The organism is Actinopolyspora sabaoui, assembly GCF_051225635.1.
Classification (GTDB): Bacteria; Actinomycetota; Actinomycetes; order Mycobacteriales; family Pseudonocardiaceae; genus Actinopolyspora.
Genome location: NZ_JBMIHH010000005.1, coordinates 324,551 through 351,006 on the forward strand (window position 1 = coordinate 324,551; position 26,456 = coordinate 351,006).

Consider the following 26,456-nt stretch of genomic DNA (forward strand, 5'->3'; position numbering starts at 1 on the left):
GGATTGCAGATGAAAGGTTGGAGCCGGTTCGGGTGTAAGCGACAACGATAGCCGAACCGGATTATTTTTCGGTTGGAACTGGTCATCGTTTACTCGTGGTCTCTGATGGATTTGGCGAGCATGATCGCAGCCAGTCGCATCAGCCGGGCGAGTTCCCCTGAGGCACTCATGTTTCGTCTCGGCCATCGGAAAGCGGGAAATAATTCGGTGCGTCAACTGTTTCGCAAGCCGTGGCCATGCAGTACGGCCATGTTGGCCATAGCCATTCCAGATCACCATTGATTGTGGTCACCTGCTTACCACACAAGGTCTCCACATTCAGACCACTAACAAGCACCTCGCCGGGCATCAGCTCACGGCTCGCATGACGCTGTTCGGCACCGGGGGTCCAAGCGAAAGGGAGCATCATCTTTCACCACCTGCCCTGTTGTCATGTTGCTATGTTGCGTCAACGATGCAACTGAGGTGCTCGTCTCGACAACTACCTGATCAGGTGATCTTCAACTTGAAGTAGTCATGTCTTACGCTGTGTTGCGTGGTTGGCAACACACGAACCCCGAAGGCGCGGGCATTGGGTAGCGCACTACGCGAGGCGCGTAACGAACGGGGCTTTACGCTGCGCCGATTGGCATCCGAATTGGGCAAGGACGCCGGGCAATTGTCCCGCTGGGAAAACGGCGAGCGCGCACCGCAGCCGACCGATGTGGCACGACTGCTGACGCATCTCGGTGTGAGTGGCGAGCGCTATGACGAGATCATCGCGATTACCGACGGAACCAGTGCTCCCCAGTGGTTGGCGGTGAACTTGCCTGAGCAACGCCAGCAACTCGCCGCACTGCTTGAGTGTGAGCGCACTGCCACGACGATCACGGAAGTATCGCCACTACTGATCCCCGGGCTGTTGCAGACCAGCGCCTACGCGCGAGCGATCATGTCGGCGGGCGGTGTCCCGGCTGACGAGATCGAGACACGTGTCGCGGTACGGATCGGACGGCGCGATGCGATCGTTCGTCGTGATCCCGCTCGATTCGTGACCATGATCGGCGAAGCAGCGTTGCGGCAGGTCATCGGCTCCGCAGCCGTGATGGCCGAACAGCTCGAATATCTCACTGATATGGCAGGGATGTCTAATGTGGAACTACAGGTTGTACCGTTCTCCAGCGGATGGCACCCAGCGCTGGAAGGTTTGTTTCTGCTGATCGATTCGGAAGACAGCCCGGTGGTACATCTGGAGAATCGTCGGTCGGGAATTTTCCTGCACGAGCACGAGGATGTGCGGACCTACCGGCAAGCTGTGGATACGGTTCGACAGGTGGCGATGACTCCCGAGGAGTCCTCAAAACTTCTCGCGCAACTACGGACAGAGTTGGAGCAGACGACATGACATCACCGGCAGGCCCCACAAGGTGGCGAAAGCCTACACGAAGTCAAAACACCAGCACATGTGTCGAAGTCGGGTGGCTCGATAACGTCGCGGCCGTACGGGACAGCAAGAACCACGCAGTGGGTTATGTCACCGCCGAGCGACAGCAGTGGCAGACTTTCATCGCCGCGATCAAGGCGAACCGTTTCTCCTGAGTCGGCAGAACAAGCCGTGTGAGCGTCGTACACTCGCACGGCTTGCCTATTGTTTCGATGTCCTGGATGTTGCTGTATGTCTGGTATGTAGGCAAGGGGAAAACCATGGATTTTCGGGCAAAGTAAGAAGTGCTATTCGTGAAGTCGCGAGGGGAGCAACATGTTCGGAGACAACCTTTACCCGATGAGCACCTGGCGGAGAAGCAGTTACTCCACCGGTGGGAGTAACGGTGGTACCACCTGCGTCGAGGTTGCCTCCGGCAAAGATTTCGCCGCTGTGCGGGACTCGAAGTCGTCCGAGACTGGCATGCTTGCGATACCCGCTGCCCAAGGCGCTCCTTTCTGGCGAGTGTCCGTGCCGGAGCGTGAGCGTAATTGCTCCGGTCCTCCGGAGTCGCTGTCGGAGCCGGGAAGAGACGACGGGTTCGAGGTGTCCACTGTCAAAGAGCCGATTCCACGACCGTGTGGCCAGATACGGCAGGACCACGACAGTGGGCAACTCGTCCGAATGATGCGGGACGAGGAACGGTACTGACGAGGCGCCCTGTGATCCATCATGGATGACTCTTCGTCACCGAATCACCCCATCGTGTCGTGGCTGCGAGTCAGGATCACTCGCGACGTCGAACCCGATCGTGGAGTGAATCAGTGACCGTGGGGTTGCCCAGTGAGGAAGAAGCCGTCGAGCTGCCCATGATCGCCCAACTGGAGGCGATGAACTGGCAGCACCTTCCGACCCACACCCCGCCGATCTGCTAGACCAGCTTCATGAGGATCACCACGGCTGAGGTCGAGCGCCGCGCGATGCGTCAAGCGATCGCGCTGTCGGCATGGGGACGCGGCACGACCAGCCCTAATCCTCCGGTGGGGTGCGTGGTGCTCGACAGCGACGGGCGGTTGGTCGGGCAGGGCTGGCATCGTCGGAAAGGCGAGCCGCACGCCGAGGCCCACGTCCTCGCGCAAGCCGGATACGCCGCTCGTGGCGGGACCGCCGTGGTCACGCTGGAACCGTGCTGCCATCACGGGCGCACCCCGCCCTGCCATCGGGCACTGATCGAGGCGGGCATCGTCCGTGTTGTCATCGCCGTCCTGGACCCGACCTCCCGAGGACGCGGCGGGTCCGCCCTGCTGCACGAGGCCGGGATCGACGTGGTTGAGGGCTTGCTCGTCGAGGAAGCTCACTTGGTGCTCGGCCCGTGGTTGGCCGCGCTGGAGCGGCAGCGCCCGGTGCTCACCTGGGGCTGTTTCCTCACCCGAGAGGGAAGTCTGACAGGAGATGCCACGGTCCTGCCGGGCGAGATCGACACGCTCGTCCACGATGACACGAGCACGGCCTCGGCCACGCCCGCTGTTACGGAGCGGCTCGCTCCCAGGTCGCTGTCCACATTGCCGAACGATCCGCACCAAGCCCTCGCCGGGCTCCATCACGAAGGTGCCCGAGTCGTCGGTCTGGCTGCGGGTGGTGTGACAGCCCAGTCGTATCTCGACGCCGGTCTGATCGACCACATCGAGGCTCACAGTCCGCACGAGGTGGCTAACCTCCCGAACCTACCCGACGGGTACCGATTGGCCCGGATCTCACGCCTGAACGACGGACTCCGGCTCTCCCTGATCAGAAACAACGCGAACACGACCTGGTCATCGCTGTTATCGCATCGTTGACAGCAGCTCTGCGGCCGAAGGGCCGTAAATTTCTCGCGAAATCGCCGCGTCGCGGGGGAGCGGCGGGGTTTCTCGCTCGGAGCGCTATGTTCGGGTTGTGACGGACAGTGAGCCACCGCGCCCGGGAGATCTCTCACCGCACGAATGGGCCCGGCGGGCGAAAGACATCGAAGCCGAGGTCGACGAATATCCGGAGGACCGGCTCGACATCCTCTGCGACGCCGCTGAGGCCTGGTATCAGGCGGGTGAACTCTCGGAAGCGGAGCGATGCCACCGAGAGGCTGCCGAGTGGGAAGGGGTACCCGGCGAGGGTCATATCTGGTACGCCGTCTTCCTGCTCTCCGGCCGGGACACCGCGCGTGGTTACGAATTGTTGGAGAGGTTGCGGCAAGAGCTCCCACGCGAACCGCTCCTGTACGAGCCACTCGGAGAAGCGCTGGAGAGCTTGGATGACTTTCACGGCATGCTGAAGTGGTTCAATCTCGGCATCAGCCGGTGCTATCCGGGGATGCCCTCACCACCGGATGCGATGGAACTGGCACGCGATTCCTCACTGCTGCGCCTGCTCCAGGGACGTCGCAGGGCACGGGCCGCGCTGGAACAACCCGAGGACCCGCTGGACGAGGCCACGGCGGTAGCCGGCGAGCTTTTCCGGGCGACCCTCGATTCACCCGCTGACGAGTCGTTCGGGGAATCGTTCGAGGACGACGAGGCCGAACTGCCGCCCGCACCGCTGGTGCTGTACTGGCTGGGAGAGGAGATCGAGGAGCTGGCGCGTCGGTACCCCGTGCTCTGTCCGGAGGTCGATTCGGAGGAACCGCGTACCGAGCACCGGCGTGTGGTGGAACGCCGTGCACGGGAGGCGGCGCAGGGGGAAACGCCCCTCGTGCTGTGGGGAAACGTCGCCGACTTCACCGAGTTCTGCCGCGTGAACGAACTGGATCCGAAGTGGGCCACGGCGCTGGAGGAGTACAGCCTGCGCCAGGCTGCCCGCGGCGAGGGAAGCAGCTGGCCTCCCGGACGCAACGATCCGTGCTGGTGCTCTTCGGGGCGCAAGTACAAGAAGTGCTGCGGAGCGCCGGGCTTCGTCGAAGCCGCCCGGACGACTACGTGACCAGACGCTTTTCGGAGGACCGACGGCGCCGTGGTCCTCCTCCAGCGGTTCGGAAAGGAATCGGTGTAGCTCGGGATCGGCGTGCATCGCCGCGGCGACCGGGCCGGACGTAAATTTCCCGCGAAATCGCCGCGCGGCTCACGGCCAGGGGCCCCCGGTCACGGCCAGGGCCCCAGCTCGGGCAGCGGTCCGTCACTGGTCGGGAGCTGTTGCGGGCTCCGGCCCGCCAGCCAGCACGCCAGCGAGGCGCCGGAGCCCTCGATCTTCCGAGTCGGCGAGTCGCCGATCTCCCAGGTGCGCTCCAGATCGCGGGGCGCCAGCACGACCCCGCTGCCCTCCACCCTCGGCAGCAGGAAGTCGATGGTGTGCTCGCAGAACTCCGGCGGCCACTCCAGCTCGGTGTGGCCCAGGTTCAGATCCACGATGTGGATCTCCAGTTCGCGCCACCGGCACGAAACCAGGTCGGCCACGGTGCCGTTCCGAAGCCGCACCGGCCGCTGCCAGTCCTGCTCGGCCACCGAGTCCCAGACGATCTCCAGCTGCGCGTGGGCCGTGGCGGTCTGCTGCACCAGCCCGATCGCGTCCTGGGCGGCGTCGCGCTCGATCGCCTCGTCGCGGTCCCCGTCCGGGTACGGGTCGACCAGCTCGCCGCGCCCGGCGGCGCTGGTCATGTTCGCCAGCGCGATCGCGTTGTGGGCGAGATGCGCCACCACGTGGGCGCGTGACCACCCGGGCAGCCCGGAGGGCTCACGGAGATCGCTGGTCTCCAGCTCGCTGACCAGGTCCAGCAGTCTGTGGTGACCCTCCCGGACGGGGTCGAGACCGGCTTCGTCCATGGTTCGCAGGCCGCCTTCCCACGCTCGGTTCCGCCGTTGAAGCCTAGCACCGTACAAGCATGCCCGACGGGGTTCGTAGAATCCCGGTGTGACACAGACCAGCCCAGCACAGCCCCGTGAACTTCCGTCGACCTGGAACCCGGCCGACGTAGAGGCCGAGCTGTATCAGCGCTGGGTAGACGCCGGATACTTCACCGCTGACGCGAACAGCGAACGTCCGCCGTTCTCGATCGTCATTCCGCCGCCGAACGTCACCGGCAGCCTGCACATCGGTCACGCGTTCGAGCACACCCTGATGGATCTGCTCACGCGCCGTCGCAGGATGCAGGGCTACGAGGCTCTCTGGCTCCCGGGCATGGACCACGCCAGCATCGCGGTGCAGGCGCTGGTCGAACGCCAGCTGCAGCAGGAGGGCATCGACCACCGTGACCTCGGCCGGGAAGGCTTCCTGGAACGGGTCTGGCAGTGGAAGGAACAGCACGGCGGATCGATCCTGTCCCAGATGCGTCACCTCGGTGACGGCGTGGACTGGACCCGCGAGCGGTTCACCATGGACGCCGGACTCTCCCGCGCGGTCGACACGATGTTCAAGCGGCTCTACGACGACGGGCTGATCTACCGCGCCGAACAGCTTGTCAACTGGTCGCCGGAGATGCGTACCGCCATCTCCGACATCGAGGTCGAACACCGCGAGGTCGAGGGCGAGCTCGTCACCATGCGCTACGGCGACGGGGACTCGGCACTCGAGGTGGCCACCACCAGGGTGGAGACCATGCTCGGTGACACGGCGGTCGCGGTGCATCCCGACGACGAGCGATACCGCCACCTGGTCGGCACCGAGATCGAGCTCCCGCTGACCGGGCGCAAGATCCCGGTCGTGGCCGACGAGCACGTCGACCCGGAGTTCGGCAGCGGCGCCGTCAAGGTGACCCCGGCACACGACCCCAACGACTTCGAGATCGGTCGCAGGCACGACCTGCCCATGCCCACGATCATGGACGAACGCGGGCGCATCGCCGGAACCGGCACCCGGTTCGACGGCATGGACCGGTTCGAGGCCCGCGTCGCCGTGCGGGAGGCCCTGCGCGAGCAGGACCGCATCGTCGCGGAGAAGCGCCCCTACACCCACAGCGTGGGCCACAGCTCGCGCTCCAAGGAGCCCATCGAGCCGCGGCTTTCCATGCAGTGGTTCGTCAAGGTCGGCCCGCTGGCGAAGGCCGCCGGGGACGCGGTGCGCGACGGCCGGGTCGAGGTGCACCCGCCCGAACTGGCCAAGCGCTACTTCGACTGGATCGACAACCTGCACGACTGGGCCATCTCCAGGCAGATGTGGTGGGGCCACCGCATCCCCATCTGGTACGGGCCGGGGGGCGAGGTCGTCTGCGTCGGCCCGGACGAGCAGCCGCCCACCGGCGAGGGGTGGCACCAGGACGAGGACGTGCTCGACACCTGGTTCTCCTCCGGGCTGTGGCCGTTCTCCACCCTGGGGTGGCCGGACGACACCGCCGACCTGCGCAAGTTCTACCCCACCAGCGTGCTGGTCACCGGCTACGACATCCTGTTCTTCTGGGTGGCCCGGATGATGATGCTGGGGCTCTACGGCATGTCCGACCGCGAGCCGGAGCAGGCCGTGCCGTTCCGCAGGATCGCGCTGCACGGCATCGTGCGGGACAAGCACGGCAAGAAGATGTCGAAGTCCTCCGGCAACACCGTCGACCCGTTGCAGTGGATCGAGACCTACGGCACCGACGCCGTGCGGTTCACGCTCGCGAGGGGAGCCAACCCCGGCGCCGACGCGCCGATGAGCGACGAGTGGGTCGCCGGGGCGCGCAGCTTCGTGACCAAGCTGTTCAACGCCACCAAGTTCGCCCTCGGCAAGGACGCCCACGTCCCCGAGCGGCTGCCGGAGCGCGCCGAGCTCACCGACGCCGACCGCTGGATCCTGGACCGGGCGGACGCGTTGATCACCGAGGTGGACGAGCTGCTGGAGGACTTCCAGTTCGCCAAGTCGGTCGAGGCGCTCTACCACTTCACCTGGGACGAGTTCTGCGACTGGTACGTGGAGCTTTCCAAGGTCCAGCTCGATGAGGGCGGGTCGTGTGCCGAGAACACGCGGGCGGTGCTCGGCCACGTGCTCGACGTCCTGCTGCGGCTGCTGCACCCCACGATCCCGTTCGTGACCGAAGCGCTGTGGACGGCGCTGACCGGCAGGGAGTCGGTCGTCATCGCCGACTGGCCCACGCCGACGCGGCACCCGGCCGACACCGCCGCCGCCGAGCGGATCGACGCGGTTCGCTCGCTGGTCACCGAGATCCGCAGGTTCCGCGCCGATCAGGGCCTCAAGCCCAACCAGAAGGTCGCGGCGGAACTGGACGGTCTGCCCGAGGTCGGCATCGCCGAGCACGACGCGGCGATCCGTGCGCTGGTCAAGCTCACCGAACCGGGGGAGGAGTTCAACGCCTCCTCGGAGCTGCGGGTCGGCCTGGCCGGCGGCGACGTGGCCGTGCGGCTGGACCTGTCGGGGGCCGTGGATGTCGCGGCGGAACGCAAGCGCCTGCACAAGGACCTCGAGGCCGCCGAGAAGGAACTCGCCGGTACCGAGCAGAAACTGAACAATCCCTCGTTCACCGAGAAGGCACCCGACGAGGTCGTGGAGAAGATCCGCACGCGGCGTGCCAACGCGCTCGCCGAGATCGAACGAATCAACACCCGGCTGGAATCGCTTCCGGGGGCGTGACCGTGTCCGGTGCGGCCGTCGAGCGAGACGGCCGCACCTAGAAGGAGAGTGAATTGGTGGCCGACTCCGAGCCCGGCAACCTGCAGGAACTGCGGGTCGTCGAGTCCGAGCTCAACGAGCGCTGGCCCGAAACCAAGATCGAGCCCACGCTGGACCGGATCAGGGCGCTGACCGATCTGCTCGCCGAGCCGCAGCGTGGCTACCCGGTCGTGCACGTAGGGGGGACCAACGGCAAATCCTCCACCGCCCGCATGGTCGACGCGCTGCTGAGCCGCATCGGCCTGCGGGTCGGGCGCTACAGCAGCCCGCACCTGCAGCTGGTCACCGAGCGCATCAGCATCGACGGCGCCCCGATCAGCCCGGCCGGCTACGTCGAGGCATACCGCGACATCGCGCCGTACGTGTCCATCGTGGACTCCAACAGCGAGGTCCCGATGAGCAAGTTCGAGGTGCTGACCGGCATGGCATTCGCCGCGTTCGCCGAGGCACCGGTGGAGGCGGCCGTGCTCGAGGTCGGCCTGGGGGGTGGCTGGGACGCCACCAACGTCGCGGACGCCCAGGTCGCGGTGCTGTGCCCGATCTCGCTGGACCACGCCGAGTACCTCGGCAACGACGTCGCGGGCATCGCCGAGGAGAAGGCGGGCATCATCAAGGAGGGCTCGGTGGTGGTGCTGGCCTCGCAGAGCCCCGAGGCGCAGGAGCCGATCCTGCGGCGGGTGGCCGAGGTCGACGCCACCGTGGCCCGCGCGGGCCACGAGTTCGGCGTGCTGGATCGCAACGTGGCCGTCGGCGGCCAGATGCTGCGGTTGCAGGGACTGGGCGGTGTCTACGAGGACGTGTTCCTGCCCGTGCACGGTGAGCACCAGGCGCACAACGCGGCGCTGGCGCTGGCCGCCGTGGAGGCGTTCTTCGGCGCCGGCTCGGAGCGCCAGCTCGACATCGAGCAGGTCAGGGACGCCTTCGCCGAGGTGATCACTCCCGGCAGGCTGGAGCGGGTGCGCTCGGCCCCCAGCGTGCTGGTCGACGCCGCGCACAACCCCCACGGCGCACGCGCGCTGGCCGACGCCGTCAGCTCCGAGTTCTCGTTCCGGCGGCTGATCGGCGTGGTCGGTGTCATGGCCGACAAGGACGCCAGGGGTATCCTGGCGGAACTGGAGCCGGTGGTCGAGGAGCTCGTCGTCACCCGCAACTCCGCGCCACGGTCCATGGACCCCGAGGACCTGGCCGCGCTGGCCGAGGAACTCTTCGGCAGGGACCGGGTGCACACCGAGCCGAGGCTCGACGACGCGGTCGCCTCCGCGATCAGCCTCGCCGAGCACACCACCGATCCGAGCGAGTCCATCTCGGGGGCGGGAATCGTGATCACCGGTTCGGTGGTCACCGCGGGCGAGGCCCGTGCCCTGTTCGGCAAGGAGCCCACGTGAGCGACCAGCGGGATTCCCACGGCGAGGACTCCGGGCGGCGCGCCTCGGGACTTCCCGAGGCACCGCCCGAGGTGCGCGATCCCTGGAAGGGGTTGCGCGGCATCATGGCGGGAACGCTGGTGCTGGAGTTCATCGTGTTCGGCCTGGCGCTGCCGGTGGTCTGGCAGCTCGGAGCGGGAGTGAGCAGCACGGGATTCGTGGTGGTCGCGGTGCTGACCGTGCTGCTGCTGGCCGCGAGCGGGGTGCAGGGCCGCCGCTGGGGGCTCGGCGTGGCGCTTGCGCTGCAGCTCTGCCTGATCGGCTGCTACTTCGTGCACCCGGCGGTGGGGATCATGGGAGTGATCTTCGCGGCCATCTGGGGCTACATCCTGTACGTGCGGCACGACGTGGCCAAGCGGATGCGGGAGGGGAGGCTGGCCGACCAGCTCGGCCACCCGCCCGGCTATCCGCCACCACAGTGAGGCCGCTCGTGGTCGTGCCGCCCAGGGATTCGCCCGGCGGTCTTCTCGGAATTTCGCTCGTTCGAGCGATGCGCACCACTGCGCGTGGGGGCCATGCTCGGATGCATGGCCACCACGAGAACGAACATCACTCTCGATCAGGAGTTACCGGAAGAAGTCGAGCAGCAGGCTTCGCGGGCCCATCGGACGGTGAGTGACTTCGTGCGGGAAAGTCCGCGGGAGCGGTTGAGCAGCACGCGGAGGCGACCCGAGCCGTTCACGCTCGCGACCGTTGACATGGGCGGCTGCAAGCCAGGTGTGGATATTTCGGACAATGCTTCGTTGCGGGATGTGATGGACGAAGAGTGATCGCCGGCGATGCGAAGGTCTTCGTCTCCGGCTGTGAAACGGAATTCTCCTCGCTGGTGGGACAGGAGCTCGGTGGCGGAATCCTCCCGCGGTTTTCTCCGGCGTTCCCGAAGTCGAACTCCCACTACGCAAGCCGCACTCCGACCACTCACGCAGTCGGCACCGCCGCGGGTTCTCGCGTGCGGCTCTCGCGAGGAAGGCCCGACGTTGTGTAGGTCGCTACTCGATGTCGGGCCTCGCCGGAGCGAGAGCCGTGCGAGAGGTTCCGCAACTTCAATCACCTTGACAGGCCGGAAACCAGAAGCTCCGATCACGCCACGTCGATCACGGCCCGCCCGCGAATCTCCCCCCGGTCCAACGCGGCGAACGCCTCGGCAGCCTCCTCCAGCCGGTAGTGCTTGCTGATCGCGTCCTGCGGCCGCAGCAGCCCACGGGCAACCAGATCCAGCAGGACCGGCATGTCCCTGCGGGGTTTGGCGCCGTAGGAGCCCTTGACCTGCAGCTTGCGCCTGGCGATGGTGCCCAGGTTCAGTTCCCCGGTGTCGCCGGGCGGCGCGATGCCCACCACGACGACCTGGCCACCCTCGACCACCGAGTCCCGCGCCACCTCGAAGGTCCGGGACGAGCCCAGCGCCTCGAAGGCCACGTCCACACCGCGTCCGCCGGTGAGTTCGCGGACCGCCGTCGCCGGGTCAGTCCCGGTCGAGTTGACCGTGCTGGTGGCTCCGAGGTCCCGAGCCGCCGCCAGCTTCTCCTCGGCGACGTCCACCGCGATGATCTCGGCGGCCCCGAAGACCCGCGCCAGCTGGATCAGCGCCGAGCCCACGCCCCCGGCCGCGATCACGGCCACCGTGTCGCCCACCCGCACGTCGGCGGCGTGCCGCAGCGCCCCGTAGGCGGTCATGGTCGAACAGCCGACCGCCGCCACGTCGGCGAGTTCCACCCCCTCGGGCACCCGATACACCGAGGTGGCGGGGGTTACCGCGCGCTGGGCCAGCCCGCCCATCGAGTACATCCACACCGGTTCGCCGTCCCCGCGCGAGAGCCTCGTCCGCCCGTCGTAGAGCTGGCCCTTGGCTCGGTTGTAGGCGAAGAACTCCAGGCAGATCTCCTCGTTGCCCGCCGCGCACTGCGCGCACCTGCCGCACGGCATGATGAAGCTGGTGACCACGCGGTCGCCGACCTCCAGACCGCTGACCGAGCTCCCCAGCTCGCCGACCACCCCGGCGACCTCGTGCCCGAGCACCGCGGGGGTGGGAAACGGCAACTCGCCCTTGAGTACGTGCAGGTCCGAGTGGCACGCACCGCAGGAAGTCACGTCGATGGCCACCTCGCCGTCGGCGGGACGCTCGGCTTCGATCTCCTCGATCCGCAGCGGCTCGTTCACTGCGGTGTGTACGGCGGCGCGCATGCGGGGCTCCTCATCATTCGGCGACAGACCAGCCAGTCGGTATGCTCCTCCGGAAGTTATCGCGCGAACGAACCGCGAACCAGACTTGACAGCGAGGCAGCTACCCACCTCGTCGGTATGGCACCGGTTGCGAATACCCTTGACAAGGTAAGCATCGACCGTTGTCGACCGGGTCTGTGACGACCCCAGCAAACCAAGGAGAACACCCGTTGAGCGAGCGCACTCTCGTCCTCGTCAAACCCGATGGCGTCGAGCGAGGTCTGGTCGGTGAGGTGATCAGCCGAATCGAGCGCAAGGGGCTCAAGCTGGTCGCGCTCGAAATGCGCCAGGTCGACCAACAACTCGCCGAGCAGCACTACGCCGAGCACGACGGCAAGCCCTTCTTCGGTTCGCTGCTGGAGTTCATCACCTCGGGGCCCGTGGTGGCCGCCGTGGTGGAGGGGCCCAAGGCCGTTTCCGCTTTCCGGCAGATCGCGGGCGGTACCGACCCGGTGGAAAAGGCCGAGGCGGGTAGTCTGCGCGGCGATTACGGGCTGGAAGTGCAGTACAACCTGGTGCACGGTTCCGACTCCGCCGAGTCCGCCGAGCGCGAGCTCAAGCTGTGGTTCCCGGATCTGTCGGCATGACCGAAGCCGAGTTCATCAGCGGCCCCCACCGGGTGGACCAGCCGCATCCCGAGCTGGCGCAGGCGCTGGCCGACCTGCTGGGGCGGGTCACCGTGGCGGGTGGTGCCACCGGTTTCACGGCGGATGCCGAGTTGGACACGTTGACGGCGACCGCGCAGGCGATCGTCGACGACGTTTCCACCAGGCCGAAGCGACGCCACGTGCTCACGGCGGGCAAGCAGCACACCCTCGCCGGTGCGGTGGTGCTGCGTCCGGGAGAGCTCCCGGTGGAGCGGCACCGTGCCGAGCTGGAGTGGCTGTTGGTCGATCCGGAGGTGGTCGACCGTGGCATCGGTGCACAGCTGCTGGACGCCGTCGAGTCGCACGCCCGTGCACTGGGAATCACCCGGTTGCAGCTGCGGATGCGTTCGGCCCCCGACTCCGAGAGCTTCTACACCGAGCGGGGCTGGGCCGAGCGTGGTCGCTGGCCCGGGGCGTTGCTCGTGGGGGAAGGCGAATCGAGGGACGAGGTCTGGCTGACCCGCGACCTCTGACCGGACGTTCCGAGCGATCTGGTCCGTCCCGCCGTTCGGGGACGGCCCTTCGGGGTGGCCGAGGGTCGGGTTCGCTCCCGTCGGGCTTCGCGGTGCTCTGGTGGTCCGAACGAGGCTCTCGTGGTCCGAACGAGTTCGAAACCGTCCGAAACGTTGCCCTCGAAGCGGCTCGGTGTATCCGGCCCAGGCTGTAGGGTGCGGGGTGCCTCCCGAGCGGTTTCGGCGGGGCGGACCTTCGATCGGATTACGGAGGAAACGCTGAGTCACTACCAGGCCGCGGCCGCGACGGCGTGGAGAGCTCTTGACCGGGATTTCGGGCGTGATCAGTCACGGGTCGTCTCGTATCGAGATCCGGCGCGTACTTTCGAGCACGCGTTACGCGGCTCCCCGAGCCGGCCGGTACGCGGCCGATCCACTCACGGGTGTCCGTTTCCCGGCGGTCGCAGCGGGTAGCCGAGTGGCGACGGGAGTATGTCGTCACGAGGGGCGACGTGTTGTGAAACCCGTGGCACGGTGGTGGTCTACCGAGCCACGGCTTTTCCGGGCGGGGTGTCCGATTGAACGCGGTGTGTGACCGTTTTTCGGTTGACGCCCCACAGACGGACGATTGCCCGGATCGCGCGAGACAATATGGGATAATCGTAATGGTCGTACGGCACGTTACTCCGGTCGTGCGATCCGACGACGTACTCGACGCTCTTCGCGTCGTCGCCGACTCGCCCGTGCCGGGGGTTGCGCGAGCCACACGGTTGGCGCAGGGTCGGCTCGACGGAGGAGGCGCGATCGCCGAACCGCTGTCCGCGGACAGGGCGGCGGCCGGATCTCGACAGGTGGATCTCACCCGAGGGTGACGGATTCGGCGGGGGCGCCGTCGACCCACCGTGCGGTTCCTGGGTTCGGACCAGGGAAGCAGGGGAAACGAACAGAATTGCCGCCACCAGTGGCGGAGGGCAGCGAACGTATGCAGACCCTCGTGCGGCCGCGTCCGCGTCGGACGCGCCCGGGGGCGAAGGAGCTGAATGTTGAACAGGGAGACGTCCGCTGGTAACTCCAGCGGACCTTCGGCTACATCGGAGCAGCAGGAGCGGGCCCAGGGCGAATCCGCTCACCGGACTTTCGAGATGCCCGCCAAGCTGCGGGTACACGCACTGGCCAAGATGCTGGGGGCCACCAGTCGTGAGGTCATAGCCACGCTCGGTGAACTCGGTGAGTCCGTGCGCAGCGCGCAGTCCAACATCACCCGGGACGTCGCGCTCAACGTGGTGCGCTCGCTGCGTCCGGACCGGATCCAGTCCGAGCCGGAAGGGAAGTCCGAACAGCGGACCACCGACGAGCGGGACACGAGCTCGAAGGCCCGGGACGGCCGCTCGGCGGGTGGTTCCGGCTCCCGGCGTTCGGGCGTGTCCGAGGCGGAATCCACCGCGGACACGTCGACGACGGACCGGGGGGCGGCAACCGACAGCGGTGAGGATGCGGCAGTGAAGAGCGGCACCGCCTCCGACGAGGTGCGCACGGACAGGGACAGCGGTTCCGACGGTGGCGCCGCCGGCGGGGGCACTTCGGACGACAGTGCGTTCGCGCCGGCTTTCGCGGCCCCGCAGGCCATGTTCCTGGCTCCGTCGGAGACGAGCTCGCCGTCGCGGGCGGAAGTCACGGAAGCCACCTCCGAGGCGGAGGAGGAGGCCGAGGAGTCCTCGGCCGACTCCGACGGGACGTCTTCGGAGGAAGAACAGTCCGAGAGCGTCGCCACGCGCCGTCGGCGGCGTCGGGGCAGGCGCGGCCGTGGTCGTGGACGCGGCGGTGAGGGCGATTCCGAGAACTCCGCCGACTCCGAGGCCTCGGGGACCGAGTCCGCCGCGGAAGCCGAGACCACAGCCGAGCCGGACAACGTCGAGAAACCCTCGCGGAGCTCGAAGAAGGAAAAGAAGAACAAGAAGGACAAGAAGGACAAGTCCGGGGAGAGCGAGAACAAGTCCAACGGGCAGCGGGGCGGTGGTTCCCGCGGCTCCGGTTCGGAGGAACCGGCCGAGACGAGCGAGCGGGAAGCCGAACGCTCCGATGCGGTGGACGAGGACACCGACTCCGGCAGTGGTGGTGCCGGCAGCAAGCGCAGGCGCCGCAGGCGCCGCAAGTCGGCGGGTGAGTCCGAGAACGTGACCAGCCGGGACGACGATCCGCCGAACACCGTCGTGCACGTGCGCGAGACCGCGCCCGACAACTCCCGACAGGACGCTGAGGACGAGGTCCGCTCCGTCAAGGGCTCCACCCGGTTGGAGGCCAAGCGGCAGCGGCGCCGGGACGGCAGGGAAGCCGGTCGTAAACGTGCTCCGGTGCTGTCCGAGTCCGAGTTCCTGGCGCGCCGGGAGTCGGTCGACCGCAAGATGGTCGTGCGGGAGAACGAGGGGCAGACCCAGGTCGCTGTACTGGAGGACGACGTTCTCGTCGAGAACTTCGTGACCTCCTCGGGCAGTGCCTCACTGGTCGGTAACGTCTACTTGGGGCGCGTGCAGAACGTGCTGCCGAGCATGGAGGCCGCGTTCGTCGACATCGGCAGGGGCCGTAACGCGGTGCTCTACGCGGGCGAGGTCGACTGGGAGTCCGCCGGGCTGGCGGGTAAGTCCCGCCGGATCGAGCAGGCCCTTTCCACGGGCGACAGCGTGCTGGTGCAGGTCACCAAGGATCCGCTGGGGCACAAGGGCGCCAGGCTGACCACCCAGATCAGTCTTCCGGGACGTTTCCTGGTGTACGTGCCGGGCGGTGGGGCCACCGGCATCAGCCGTAAACTGCCGGACAACGAGCGCAAGCGGCTCAAGGACATCCTCAAGCGGATCGTCCCCGAGGACTCGGGCGTGATCATCCGTACCGCCTCGGAAGGCACCAGCGAGCAGGCACTGGATCGGGACGTGCGCCGGTTGCAGGCGCAGTGGGAGGACATCCGGGACAAGGCCGAGTCCGCCGGGGCGCAGGCCCCGCAGCTGCTCTACGCCGAACCGGATCTGCTGATCAAGGTCGTCCGGGATCTGTTCACCGAGGACTTCTCCTCGCTGACGGTGCAGGGCGGCCAGGCATGGGAAACGATCGAGGCCTACGTCAAGCACGTGGCACCGGATCTGTTGACCCGGCTGAGCAAGCACGTGGGCACCAAGGACGTCTTCACCGAGTACCGGATCGACGAGCAGATCTCCAAGGCCCTCGACCGCAAGGTGTGGTTGCCTTCCGGTGGATACCTGGTGGTCGACCGCACCGAGGCGATGACCGTCATCGACGTCAACACCGGCAAGTTCACCGGTTCCGGCGGAAACCTCGAGGAGACGGTGACCCGCAACAACCTGGAGGCCGCCGAGGAGATCGTGCGTCAGCTCAGGTTGCGCGACATCGGTGGCATCATCGTCATCGACTTCATCGACATGGTTCTGGAGTCCAACCGTGACCTGGTGCTGCGCAGGTTGACCGAGTGCCTCGGAAGGGACCGGACCCGGCATCAGGTGGCCGAGGTGACCTCGCTGGGCCTGGTGCAGATGACCCGCAAGCGGGTCGGTACGGGTCTCTTGGAGGCCTACAGCAGTACCTGTGAGCACTGCCGTGGTCGTGGTGTCCTGGTTTCCACGGAACCGATCGATCACAGCCAGCACGTCGCGGCCACGGGTGGTTCCCGCCGCGGTAAGCAGCGCAACAAGTCGGCTCAGCAGGCCGAGAGCACCGGTGAGGTGACGGAAACCGCTCGCGCCGAGAGCCCGGCGGTCGAGGGCGAGACCACCCGTGACGACGGGGACCACGGCTCCGACTCCCGTTCCCGTCGCCGTCAGCGGCGCCAGAACGGCTCGGGCAACGCGGAGCAACCGGGGCGTCGGACCGCTGAGCCCGCCAAGCACGTCGCGGCCGAGCAGTCGGCCAAGTCGGCCTCCAACGGAAGTGCGCGCCCGTCGGAGCCCTCGGAGGTCCCGGAGGCTCAGCGGACCGCTCCCGCGGAAACCACTGTCGCCGAGACCAGTGCCGCCGAGAGTGCTACCGCGGAGACCACTGGTGCCGAGAGCACTACTGCCCGGGGTGCTGCCGCCGAGCACGCAGCGGACGGCGAGCCCGGGGCGGAGGGAGCCACTTCGGACGAGAGCGTTCGGAACGAAACCGAAGCGGCTCAGCGGGGGAGGCGTAAGGCCAGCAGGCCGACCGGTATCACCGGCACCGCTCCCCAGCCGGTCGTGCTGGATCCCACGGAGCGGAGCGCGGGGGACGTCTCCGAACCAGCGGGTTCCACGAGTTCCACCGCGGTTTCCGCCGGACCGGTACGACGTTCGTCCCGGCGTGCGGCCGGAAGAGCGGCCGGACCTCCCGACGAAGCGGGCACTGGCTCCGAGTCGGAGTGAGATACCGGCCCGACCGCTTCGTGACGGGTAGTAGCCAAGTGTTGTCGTCCCGGTTCGCCGGGACACCCGGCTGACGGGGGCTCCCGCCCGTACTCATCCGGGCAGGGCCGAGCTCGAGTGGGCAGTCGTACCACCTCGGTCCTTCCCGGAGGTGCGAGGCGGGGCTCCGCGTCGGTGTTCCTTACCGTGGACGCCGACGCGGGCGCGCCAAGGGGGCGACTGGGGCCGTCTTCGGCGCTCGGCCCCGCCGAATACCACCGGCGGGACGGTGTTTTCGGACAGGTTCGATATTTCGCGTCTCGCCCCCGGAGCTCGATTCGCCCGTTCGACACGCCGCTGGGGGCGTTCTTTTCGGGGTGGGGAACGGTTTCCGGGCAGCGATATTCGCTATCGCGCCCGATTTCGGTTTTCCTCTCGCACGGGCGAGGCAGCGGCCTCACCTTCGCCGAACGCTTCGGCGATGACGGCCGCCGCGTTCGATTTCTTCCGCTTCGCAACCGGTACTCGCTCAATCGAGTGGGGTGCGAACAGCTTGAGCGGTTCCGACCTGATCCTTTCGCGCGAGATTCTTGTGGTGTGAATGCTGTCTCGACGTGGTGGCTTTGCCGGTCTGACAGGACACGTGTTGTGGCAGAGAGTGACTAAATTCACGAAACTCATTCGTGTTTAGTGGCACGCTATGGCGTTCGCTGTGATTTCCATCTATGGTTACTCCTCGGTAGGAGTAATACAGATCACTCACCGTGTTCTGTGTCTCACCACTCCGGTGGGGACTGTCCGAGCAAGTGCCGCACACACCGAGGTGAATACATGGCGGGGAATCGCGAGATCGAAACCGATGACGGCAATGCGCCCAACGGGCGTACCCGCTGGCGCGTCTTCGCGCTGATGCTGCTCGGAAGTTTTTCCGCGATCGCGTTGATGCTGACCGGCCTTTCCAAGGGGGCGGTGGCCGCCAACTTCGCCGTATCGGGAGTCACCTACAAGGCATCGGCCGACAAATTGGTGGCACAGGGCGTGGCCCAATTCGGCGCCTACGACAAGGGATCCGGCGAGAAGAACCACCCCGTGTTGGTCAACGCGTTCAAGCACGCAGAGCTGAGCGATTTCTGCCAGTCCTTTGTGGTGCCGGACCTGCCCGGGATCGGCGACGCCACCGTCCGTATCGAGGCGCCCGGCGGCATGGAGGCGCAGCGCCTCGTGCTCGGCGTGGAGCAGGTCAACGGCGACCTCACACTCGACAACGTGCAGATCGGCAGGGACGCCTCCCAACTGAACCTCGGCCCCGAGGGTGTGGGCGGCTCGCAGGGGGCGTTCGGTATCCAGGCCACCGGCGCGCGGATCGACGGGCTGCGGCAACAGGCGTGGTCGACCACCGCCTCCACGCTCAATCTCCGGGACGTCGAGATCACGACCGAACCCGGTCATCACCCCTGCTTCTGAGGCCAACGGGGAACCACTTCCGATTCCACAATGAGCGGCCTCGCCTCGGATCGAAAGAACGGAGCGGGGCCCACGGCTCGGTCAAACCGGGAGGGAGGACCAAGGGTGGGAGGAACCATCGGCAACCGTGGCGGTGTTCCGGCCGCACTGACCGGATTCCGGCGCTGGCGCCGCACCAGACCCTTCTGGGGTGGGCTGTTCACCCTGCTCGCGGCGCTGCTGCTGTTGTATCCGCCCTACGCCTCGCTGAAGTTCGGCGACATCGAGGTGTCACTGCGTACGACGGCCGGTATCTCCGCTCTGGTCATCGGAGTGGTGATGATCGCCTGTGCTCTGTCGTTCTGGATCCGCCCCGAGTGGCGGTTGTCCGCGGGCATCGTGGCGCTGTTGCTGTCACTGGTGGCGTTGGTGGTCGTCAATCTCGGGTCCTTCCTGATCGGGACGACGCTGGGAGTGATCGGCTCCTCGCTAGCGATCGCCTGGTCGCCTCGGCGCGCACCGGCACGCGAAACTCCTGAAACCACCGCCCGTACCCCCAAACGCTCCGAGCGTGGTCGGCAGGACGCCGGGTACAAGCCCTCCCCGGTTCCTCGGGCGAACAGGGAGCGTGACGGGGAGACAACATCCGACGGGGAGACGACAGAGGTCAGCGAGGCCGCGAGCACCGGCGAAGGAGACAAGTGAGGGAGGAACAGCGAATCCGGCGGGGCGGCTCGGGAGGAGCATCGGGACCAGCGCCCACTCATCCCCGGCTCGGCGCCGTGGCCGCGCTGCTCGCCGGACTGGTGGTGCTGGGAAGCGCGGGCGGGCTGACCCGGCCCGCGCTGGTGGCGGCACAACAACCGCAACCGTCGCGGTCGGAAGTGGCTCCGACCGAGTCGGGGGCACCGCCCGCCGGGCTTGAGGCCACCGCCACCGCGGAGGAAACCGCGACTCCGGAAGACACGGTTCTCTCGGCATCGCGGGAACCTCCCTCGGAGAGCGGGACGAGCTCCTCGCCCTCGGAATCATCGGAGAGCGGTGCCACGGCATCCAATCCCGAGCAGGGGGAGACTCGACTCCCGCTCGCCTCGGAACAACCCCCGGACGTACGCCCGGGGCCGGGGCGCACCTGGACGCTGACCGCGAGCTCCCTGACGCTGCGCGGGGTGCACTACCACGGTTTCGCCATGCGGGAAGTCGCGGGTGAGCAGGTGCGCACGATGCACTTCACCGTCGACGAGCTGCTGATCAAAGACCTGGTGCAGCGTGGCGACCTGGGCAACGGCAAGGTGGCCCGGGTGGCGGCGGAACCGGGGTCGGTGGCGACCGTCACCGAGGGGCCCATCGAGCTCTACACCCGCGAACTGACCGGCACGCTCAACGTGGTCGGCTATCCGCTGGTTCCCGTGGAAATGTCGCCCGAGGCGTTCCTGCTGCCCGACGTGGATCTCGGCTTCCTGGAACTGCCCGAGCTGACGTTCAGCGACGCGGTGGTGCGCAACGCCGAGCTCAGTGGCGGTAAACTGTTCATACCGGGTGCGGAGATAACCCTGGAATGATCGACTGTTCCACCGGCTCGGCACGGTTCGGCCCCTGCGGCGGGGCACCGGATGTCGGACTGTATGATAAGCGGGAAATTCTCGCCGCCGGACGGGCGGCAGGGGTTCCACACCTGTAGGAGACGGGGCTCATCCGGATGGGGCTCACCCGGCAGGGTCGCTTCGTCGCTGTGGTGGGAGCCCCCTGTGACGCCGCCTGGTCGGCGTACTGGGATCTCCGGACAGCCGGGGAGGGCGTCCGTCGCAGACTGGTGAACTAGCGAAACCGAGCAGCAGGAGACTTCCGACTCATGTACGCGATCGTCAAGACCGGCGGCAAACAGTACAAGGTGGCCGTCGGGGACGTCGTCGAGGTTGAGAAGCTCGAGGGCGAGCAGGGTTCCGAGGTCACCCTCCCGGCGCTGATGGTCGTCGACGGCTCCGAAGTCACCGCCGACGCCGAAGCGCTGCGGAAGGTCTCGGTGACCGGCAAGCTGGTCGAGCAGACCAAGGGTCCCAAGATCCGGATCCACAAATTCAAGAACAAGACCGGCTATCACAAGCGGCTGGGACATCGGCAGAAGCTGACCCGCGTCGAGGTCACCGGCATCACCAAGTGAGGGCGTGAGAACACATGTCAACCAAGAAGGGCGCGTCCAACTCTCGGAACGGCCGTGACTCGAATCCCAAGTTCCTGGGAGTGAAGCGTTTCGGCGGCCAGAAGGTAAACGCAGGCGAGATCCTGGTGCGGCAGCGCGGCACCAAGTTCCACCCCGGCGGCAACGTGGGGCGCGGCGGCGACGACACGCTGTTCGCACTCTCGGCCGGCTCGGTGGAGTTCGCGCGCAGGCGTGGCCGGAAGTTTGTCAACGTCGTACCGAGCGAGGCCTGAACCGGCTTCGCCACGTGCCCCGGAGTAGGGACTACCGGACCTGACTCTCTCCCACGAGGTGATCGGCTCCGGTAGGGCGATCCGCTTTCGGGTACACACTTGTTTTCCGCGAGGGGCGGGTCCGGTCCGTGCACCGTGACCCGCCCCTCGCTTGGTTTCTCCCCGGTCCTGGAGGTTTTCGTGTCGCGCTTCGTCGATCGCGTGACGATCCATGTCGCCGCAGGTGACGGAGGTAATGGTTGCGCCTCGATCCACCGGGAGAAGTTCAAGCCACTGGGAGGACCGGACGGCGGCAACGGCGGTAAGGGCGGTGACGTCACGCTCGTGGTGGATTCCGGGGTGCACACCCTGCTGGACTTCCACTACCGCCCGCACGTCACCGCGACCCGCGGCACCCAGGGCCGCGGCAGTATGCGCAACGGCGCCGCCGGTGCGGACCTGGAACTGCCGGTTCCGGAGGGAACCGTCGTCTCCACCCCCGACGGGGAGGTGCTGGCCGATCTCGTCGGCGAGGGCACCAGGTTCGTGGTCGCCAGTGGTGGCCGCGGCGGACTGGGCAACGCCGCGCTCATCTCCAGGGCCCGGAAGGCTCCCGGATTCGCGTTGCTGGGCGAGCCCGGCCAGCGACAGGACGTGGTGCTGGAGCTGAAGTCCGTCGCCGACGTGGGGCTGGTCGGTTTCCCCTCGGCCGGAAAGTCCTCTCTGGTCTCGGTGCTTTCCGCCGCCAAACCCCGCATCGCCGAATACCCGTTCACCACGCTGACCCCCAACCTGGGTGTGGTGAGCGCGGACGACAAGGTCTTCACCGTCGCCGATGTTCCCGGCCTCATTCCCGGTGCCAGCGAGGGACGGGGCCTCGGGCTGGAGTTCCTGCGACATCTCGAACGATGCGCGGTGCTGGTCCACGTGGTCGACTGCGCGAGTTTCGACCCCGAACGGGATCCGCTGTCCGACATCGACGCGCTGGAAAGCGAGCTGGACCGCTACACCCCTGCCCTGAGCGAGGAACAGGGCGCGGTCGATCTCGCCGAACGACCGCGCCTGATCGTGCTGAACAAGATGGACATCCCCGACGGCCGTGCCATGGCCGATCTGGTTCACGAGCAGGTGCGCGAACGCGGCTGGCCGGTGTTCGAGGTATCCACCGCCACCCACGACGGGCTCCGGGAACTCCGGTTCGCTCTCGCCGAGGAGGTGGAGCGGTTCCGGGCCAGCCTCCCCGCTCCCGAGCCCAGCCGCCCGACGGTGCGGCCGAAGGCCGTCGACAGCGGTGGTTTCACCGTGGAAGCCGACCCCGAGGAACCCGATGCCTACGTGGTACGTGGGGACAAGCCCGAACGGTGGGTGATGCAGACCAGCTTCGACAACGAGGAGGCCGTCGACTACCTTTCCGACAGGCTGGCCAAACTCGGTGTCGAGGAGGAACTGGCCAGGCAGGGGGCCCAGCCCGGCAGTCAGGTCACGATCGGCTCGGTCACCTTCGACTGGGAACCCACCACCCCGGAGGGCAACGCCGCCGTGCGTGCCACTCGTTCCGGGGGCTCACCCCGGACCTCGGCCGACCAGCGCAAGGCCGCCAAACGTGCCCGACGTACCGGGACCACCGACGAGGCCGGGCACCCCATGGCCGAGTACGACACGATCGAGGACTCCGACGACGGAGACTCCGACGACGAGGACGACTCGCTATGAGTTCCGGTGAACTCGCCGCCCTTGCATCTCCGACCCGGAACGCGATTTCGGCGGCGCGCCGGGTCGTGGTCAAGATCGGCTCCTCCTCGCTGACGACGGCCGAGGGCGGCCTCGACGAGAACCGCCTGACGGCTCTGGTGGAAACCGTCGCCGCACGGATGGCGGAGGGCAGTCAGCTCGTGCTCGTGTCCTCCGGAGCCATCGCGGCGGGAATCGCTCCGCTGGGCCTGGGGAAACGGCCCCGGGATCTGGCCACCCAGCAGGCCGCCGCCAGCGTGGGGCAACAGGCGCTGGCACACGCCTACGCCGCCTCGTTCGCGAGGTTCCGACTCACCGTGGGACAGGTACTGCTGACCGCCGACGACGTCGTCCGCAGGGCGCACTATCGCAACGCGCACCGCACGCTGCACCGGTTGTTGAACCTCGGTGCCGTCCCGGTGGTCAACGAGAACGACACGGTCGCCACCGCCGAGATCCGCTTCGGTGACAACGACCGGCTGGCCGCGTTGGTTGCCCATCTCGTCGGTGCCGACGCCCTGGTGCTGCTCTCCGACGTCGACGCGCTCTACGACGGCGACCCGCGCGACGAGGGGGCCGGCCCGGTTCGCGAGATCTCGGCAGCGCGGGACCTGGAAGGGATCACCGTCGGGACGAGCGGAACCTCCGGACTGGGGACCGGCGGGATGGCCTCCAAGGTCCAGGCCGCCCGGGTGGCCTGTTCGGCGGGGATACCCGTGCTGCTCACCTCGGCGGACCTGGCAGGCGAGGCCCTCGGGAAGGCCGATGTGGGGACCGTGTTCGCGGCGACCGGACCGCGGTTGTCCGCACGACGGTTCTGGCTGGCCCACGCGGCCGGAGCGCAGGGCAGGCTGCACCTCGACGAGGGAGCCGTCGACGCCGTGCTGCGGCGACGGCGTTCCCTGCTGGCCGCCGGGATCACCGGGTTCGAGGGGGCGTTCGAGGGCGGCGACGTCGTCGAACTGGCCGGACCGTCCGGCGCGGTGGTGGCCCGTGGCGTGGTGTGCTTCGACGCTGCCGAGCTGCCCAGCCTGATCGGCCGTTCCAGTCACGAACTCCCGTTCGAACAGCGGCGTGAGGTCGTGCACGCCGATGACCTGGCCCCTCTCACCTGAGTTTCGCTCGGAACGGTGCTTTGCTCGGTCGGCCGGGTGGCGGAACCTCTCGCACGGCTCTCGCTCCGGGAGACCCGACATCGAGTAGCCACCTACGCCACGTCGGGCCTTCCTCGCGAGAACCGCACGAGAGAACCCGCAGCGGCGCCGACTGCGCAAGTGGTAGGAGTTCGGCTCGCGAGGGTGGTCGGAGTTCGGCCTGCGTGGCGGGCGTGGTGAGAGCTCAGCTTCGCGTCGATGGCCCGGCGATTTCGTGGGAAATTGACGCCAGCCGTGCCATACCGCCGTGCGGGGGCGTCAATTTCTCGCGAAATTTCCGAACCCGAGAGCGCAGTCGGGGAGTGACCATGAGCGAGGTACCAGGGACCCGGCCACCGCGCCGGAGCGATCGCCCCAGCAATACAGCGAGGCGCCGTCGGAGGTTCCGCTACCTGAGTATCTCCGGCGATGAGCCCGAAATTCCGCTCAGGTACTGGCGAGGGTAAGGGGAAGCACCCCGGAGGCGCCGGACTTGCGCAGCATGCGGGCCACCACGGTGAGGGTCCAGCCGGTGTCGGCGTAGTCGTCCACCAGCAACACCGGCCCACCGAGGTCGGTGAGGGGGAGCTCCTCCGGCAGGCTGAACCGTGACCACAGCCCGGCCAACCGTCGTGCGCTGTTGTGACTGCGTCGCGGTGTCCGGTTCGGATCGTGCGCCACGTGGCCGAGCAGCCGCAGCCTGCCGATGCTCGCGATCCGCTCCGCCAGTCCGGAAACCAGCATCGGCCGCGAGGACGAGCCCATGGCCACGACCCCCGCGGGTCGGTCCTTCCAGTCCCATTCGGCGAGCACCCGTACACACGCCTGTACCAGCTCCTCCGGAACCTCGCGGTCGGAAGTGTCCGGACGCAGCAGCTCGCGCAGCTTGTCACCCCAGCCGATGTCGCTCAGCCTGCCGAGCGCACGCCCCGGTTCGTGTTGTTCGGCCGGTGGGATCTTGCCGGAGACCGGGATCCCGACCTCCCGCATCCCGTTCGGCCACATCTTGCGGGGGTTCAGTGTGATCCCGGCGCGTTCCAGTCGATGCCGGGCGGACTCGGAGGTGTCCGGGCTCACCTCGGTGGAGTACGTCGTTCCGGTGCAGTTGTCGCAACGTCCGCAGGGTGCGGCGTGCGGATCGTCCAGCTGGGCGCGCAGGAACTCCATGCGGCACTTCGCGGTTCGCTGGTACTCCAGCATCGACTGCTGTTCGACCTCTCGTTGCCGCGCGATCCGTTCGTAGCGTTCGCTCTCGTAGGACCACGCGACACCGGTGCCGGTCCAGCCGCCTTTCACCCGCCGCACCGCGCCGTCCACATCGAGCACCTTGAGTACCATCTCCAGCCGGGACCTGCTCAGCTCCACGTGCGGTTCCAGCGCGGCGGTGGAAAGCGGCTTGTCGGCGCTCTCCAGAGTCGCCAGTACCGCGCGCACGGTGTCCTCGCCGGGGAAGGTCAGTGAAGTGAAGTAGTCCCAGATCCGACGGTCCTCGTCACCGGGCAGCAGCACCACCTCGGCGCGTTCGACGCCGCGTCCGGCGCGGCCGATCTGCTGATAATAGGCGATCGGGGAGGCGGGGGCACCCAGGTGTATCACGAAACCGAGGTCCGGTTTGTCGAAGCCCATACCAAGCGCCGAGGTAGCCACCAGTGCCTTGACCTCGTTGTTCAGCAGTGCCGACTCCGCGGCGGCCCGCTCGTTCGCCTCGGTGCGGCCCGAGTACGAGCTGACCGCGAAACCGCGTTCGGTCAGGAAGTCCGCGACCTCCTCCGCGGTGGACACCGTCAGGGTGTAGATGATCCCGGAACCGGGAAGTCGTTCGAGGTTGTCGGCCAGCCACGCCAGGCGTTCCCGTGTGGAGTGCAGCGGAACCACGCCGAGTCGCAGGCTCTCGCGATCCAGCGATCCGCGCAGCACCAGCGGGGTGTTCGGGGATTCCGAGTCCTCGGTGACGCCGAGCTGCTCGGAGACGTCGTGCACCACCCGATCGTTGGCGGTGGCGGTCGTGGCCAGCACCGGCACCCCGTCGGGCAGCTCGGTAAGCAGGGTTCGCAGTCTGCGGTAGTCCGGTCGGAAGTCGTGTCCCCAGTCGGAGATGCAGTGGGCCTCGTCGACCACGACCAGTCCGGTGTTGCGGGTTAGTTCCGGCAGTACGTTGTCCCTGAAATCGGGGTTGTTCAGTCGCTCCGGGCTGACCAGCAGTACGTCCACATCGCCGACGGCGACTTCTTCCTCGATCGAGGCCCACTCCTCCTGGTTGGCCGAGTTTATGGTGGCGGCGTGCACACCCGCCGCGGCGGCGGCCTCGACCTGGTTGCGCATCAGTGCCAGCAGTGGGGACACGATGACGGTCGGTCCTTCGCCCAGGTCGCGCAGCAGGGCCGTCGCCACGAAGTAGACGGCTGATTTCCCCCAACCGGTCCGCTGCACCACGAGGGCCCGACGCCGCTCCAGCACCAGGGCGCGGATGGCGCTCCACTGGTCCTCGCGCAGCGTGGCCATCGGTCCGGCCAGCGCACGGAGGTGTTCTTCGGCCATTTCTCGAAGCGCCTGTTCGTCCACGGGCCGATTCTTACCGAAACCCGCTGTCTTCGGCCCAACGGGTGGGTGCTCGTCCGTCGTATGACCGTTTCTCGGGTGCCGCTGGAGCACGGTGATGCCCAC

23 protein-coding genes are annotated in these 26,456 nt (G+C 67.5%); 19 read left to right on the plus strand and 4 right to left on the minus strand.

Annotated elements, in window-relative coordinates; all coding sequences use genetic code 11:
- Nucleotides 1-166 precede the first annotated feature (166 nt).
- A complete protein-coding gene (locus ACOQFL_RS11510; RefSeq protein ID WP_435544120.1) occupies nt 167-409 on the minus strand; it encodes an HC3 family zinc finger protein in 243 nt (80 codons plus the stop codon).
- A gap of 126 nt (nt 410-535) precedes the next feature.
- Here ACOQFL_RS11510 and ACOQFL_RS11515 point away from each other — a divergent pair, with 126 nt between their 5' ends.
- The 5 genes from ACOQFL_RS11515 to ACOQFL_RS11535 all read left to right on the plus strand — a co-directional run bounded on the left by ACOQFL_RS11515 (nt 536) and on the right by ACOQFL_RS11535 (nt 4,354).
- Complete coding sequence (locus ACOQFL_RS11515) at nt 536-1,384, plus strand: helix-turn-helix domain-containing protein (protein WP_435544121.1); 849 nt, start codon at nt 536-538, stop codon at nt 1,382-1,384.
- Nucleotides 1,381-1,578, plus strand: coding sequence for a DUF397 domain-containing protein (locus ACOQFL_RS11520; RefSeq protein ID WP_435544122.1), 198 nt, complete (start codon nt 1,381-1,383; stop codon nt 1,576-1,578). Before ACOQFL_RS11515 ends, ACOQFL_RS11520 begins: the two co-directional genes overlap by 4 nt.
- 184 nt (nt 1,579-1,762) lie before the next feature.
- The gene (locus tag ACOQFL_RS11525) at nt 1,763-2,113 is read left to right on the plus strand and encodes a DUF397 domain-containing protein (protein ID WP_435544123.1); all 351 of its coding nucleotides are present in this window, start codon (nt 1,763-1,765) and stop codon (nt 2,111-2,113) included.
- Nucleotides 2,114-2,346: 233 nt separating this feature from the next.
- Nucleotides 2,347-3,240, plus strand: a complete 894-nt coding sequence (gene ribD, locus ACOQFL_RS11530) for a bifunctional diaminohydroxyphosphoribosylaminopyrimidine deaminase/5-amino-6-(5-phosphoribosylamino)uracil reductase RibD (protein WP_435544124.1) — start codon at nt 2,347-2,349, stop codon at nt 3,238-3,240.
- Nucleotides 3,241-3,337: 97 nt separating this feature from the next.
- Nucleotides 3,338-4,354 (plus strand): SEC-C metal-binding domain-containing protein, encoded by a 1,017-nt coding sequence (locus tag ACOQFL_RS11535; RefSeq protein WP_435544125.1) that lies wholly within the window; start codon nt 3,338-3,340, stop codon nt 4,352-4,354.
- A 158-nt stretch (nt 4,355-4,512) separates the two neighbouring features.
- Here the strand turns inward: ACOQFL_RS11535 and ACOQFL_RS11540 are convergent, their stop codons facing one another.
- Nucleotides 4,513-5,190, minus strand: a complete 678-nt coding sequence (locus ACOQFL_RS11540; RefSeq protein WP_435544126.1) for a maleylpyruvate isomerase family mycothiol-dependent enzyme — start codon at nt 5,188-5,190, stop codon at nt 4,513-4,515.
- Between the two features lie 88 nt (nt 5,191-5,278).
- Here ACOQFL_RS11540 and ACOQFL_RS11545 point away from each other — a divergent pair, with 88 nt between their 5' ends.
- From ACOQFL_RS11545 to ACOQFL_RS11560, 4 genes are all read left to right on the plus strand, one after another.
- Nucleotides 5,279-7,927, plus strand: a complete 2,649-nt coding sequence (locus ACOQFL_RS11545) for a valine--tRNA ligase (protein ID WP_435544127.1) — start codon at nt 5,279-5,281, stop codon at nt 7,925-7,927.
- Between the two features lie 56 nt (nt 7,928-7,983).
- Nucleotides 7,984-9,351, plus strand: a complete 1,368-nt coding sequence (folC, locus tag ACOQFL_RS11550; protein ID WP_435544128.1) for a bifunctional tetrahydrofolate synthase/dihydrofolate synthase — start codon at nt 7,984-7,986, stop codon at nt 9,349-9,351.
- Nucleotides 9,348-9,812 carry a DUF4233 domain-containing protein gene (locus ACOQFL_RS11555; protein WP_435544129.1) on the plus strand — a complete coding sequence of 155 codons (465 nt, stop codon included), beginning with the start codon at nt 9,348-9,350 and terminating at the stop codon, nt 9,810-9,812. Before folC ends, ACOQFL_RS11555 begins: the two co-directional genes overlap by 4 nt.
- Nucleotides 9,813-9,917: 105 nt before the next feature.
- A complete protein-coding gene (locus ACOQFL_RS11560) occupies nt 9,918-10,160 on the plus strand; it encodes a type II toxin-antitoxin system VapB family antitoxin (protein ID WP_435544130.1) in 243 nt (80 codons plus the stop codon).
- 310 nt (nt 10,161-10,470) lie between these two features.
- Here ACOQFL_RS11560 and ACOQFL_RS11565 read toward each other — a convergent pair whose 3' ends face one another.
- Nucleotides 10,471-11,571, minus strand: coding sequence for a zinc-binding dehydrogenase (locus tag ACOQFL_RS11565; protein WP_435544131.1), 1,101 nt, complete (start codon nt 11,569-11,571; stop codon nt 10,471-10,473).
- A gap of 209 nt (nt 11,572-11,780) precedes the next feature.
- Between ACOQFL_RS11565 and ndk the strand changes: the two genes are divergently transcribed.
- From ndk to proB, 10 genes are all read left to right on the plus strand, one after another.
- The gene (gene ndk, locus ACOQFL_RS11570) at nt 11,781-12,197 is read left to right on the plus strand and encodes a nucleoside-diphosphate kinase (protein WP_435544132.1); all 417 of its coding nucleotides are present in this window, start codon (nt 11,781-11,783) and stop codon (nt 12,195-12,197) included.
- Entirely contained in the window at nt 12,194-12,730 is a 537-nt protein-coding gene (locus ACOQFL_RS11575) for a GNAT family N-acetyltransferase (protein WP_435544133.1), read from the plus strand. The genes ndk and ACOQFL_RS11575 overlap by 4 nt, the downstream gene beginning before the upstream one ends.
- A 1,121-nt stretch (nt 12,731-13,851) precedes the next feature.
- Nucleotides 13,852-17,094 carry a translation initiation factor IF-2 N-terminal domain-containing protein gene (locus ACOQFL_RS11580; RefSeq protein ID WP_435544286.1) on the plus strand — a complete coding sequence of 1,081 codons (3,243 nt, stop codon included), beginning with the start codon at nt 13,852-13,854 and terminating at the stop codon, nt 17,092-17,094.
- Between the two features lie 810 nt (nt 17,095-17,904).
- Entirely contained in the window at nt 17,905-18,537 is a 633-nt protein-coding gene (locus tag ACOQFL_RS11585; protein WP_435544134.1) for a DUF6230 family protein, read from the plus strand.
- Nucleotides 18,538-18,642: 105 nt separating this feature from the next.
- A complete protein-coding gene (locus ACOQFL_RS11590; protein ID WP_435544135.1) occupies nt 18,643-19,221 on the plus strand; it encodes a DUF6114 domain-containing protein in 579 nt (192 codons plus the stop codon).
- Complete coding sequence (locus ACOQFL_RS11595; protein WP_435544136.1) at nt 19,218-20,078, plus strand: hypothetical protein; 861 nt, start codon at nt 19,218-19,220, stop codon at nt 20,076-20,078. Before ACOQFL_RS11590 ends, ACOQFL_RS11595 begins: the two co-directional genes overlap by 4 nt.
- Before the next feature lie 290 nt (nt 20,079-20,368).
- Nucleotides 20,369-20,677 carry a 50S ribosomal protein L21 gene (gene rplU / locus ACOQFL_RS11600; RefSeq protein WP_092630791.1) on the plus strand — a complete coding sequence of 103 codons (309 nt, stop codon included), beginning with the start codon at nt 20,369-20,371 and terminating at the stop codon, nt 20,675-20,677.
- Between the two features lie 14 nt (nt 20,678-20,691).
- Entirely contained in the window at nt 20,692-20,949 is a 258-nt protein-coding gene (gene rpmA / locus ACOQFL_RS11605; RefSeq protein ID WP_092923565.1) for a 50S ribosomal protein L27, read from the plus strand.
- A 168-nt stretch (nt 20,950-21,117) separates the two neighbouring features.
- Nucleotides 21,118-22,641 (plus strand): GTPase ObgE, encoded by a 1,524-nt coding sequence (gene obgE, locus ACOQFL_RS11610; RefSeq protein ID WP_435544287.1) that lies wholly within the window; start codon nt 21,118-21,120, stop codon nt 22,639-22,641.
- Entirely contained in the window at nt 22,638-23,774 is a 1,137-nt protein-coding gene (gene proB / locus ACOQFL_RS11615; RefSeq protein WP_435544137.1) for a glutamate 5-kinase, read from the plus strand. The genes obgE and proB overlap by 4 nt, the downstream gene beginning before the upstream one ends.
- A 465-nt stretch (nt 23,775-24,239) precedes the next feature.
- Here the strand turns inward: proB and ACOQFL_RS11620 are convergent, their stop codons facing one another.
- Nucleotides 24,240-26,330 (minus strand): RecQ family ATP-dependent DNA helicase, encoded by a 2,091-nt coding sequence (locus ACOQFL_RS11620; protein ID WP_435544288.1) that lies wholly within the window; start codon nt 26,328-26,330, stop codon nt 24,240-24,242.
- Between the last annotated feature and the right edge of the window lie 126 nt (nt 26,331-26,456).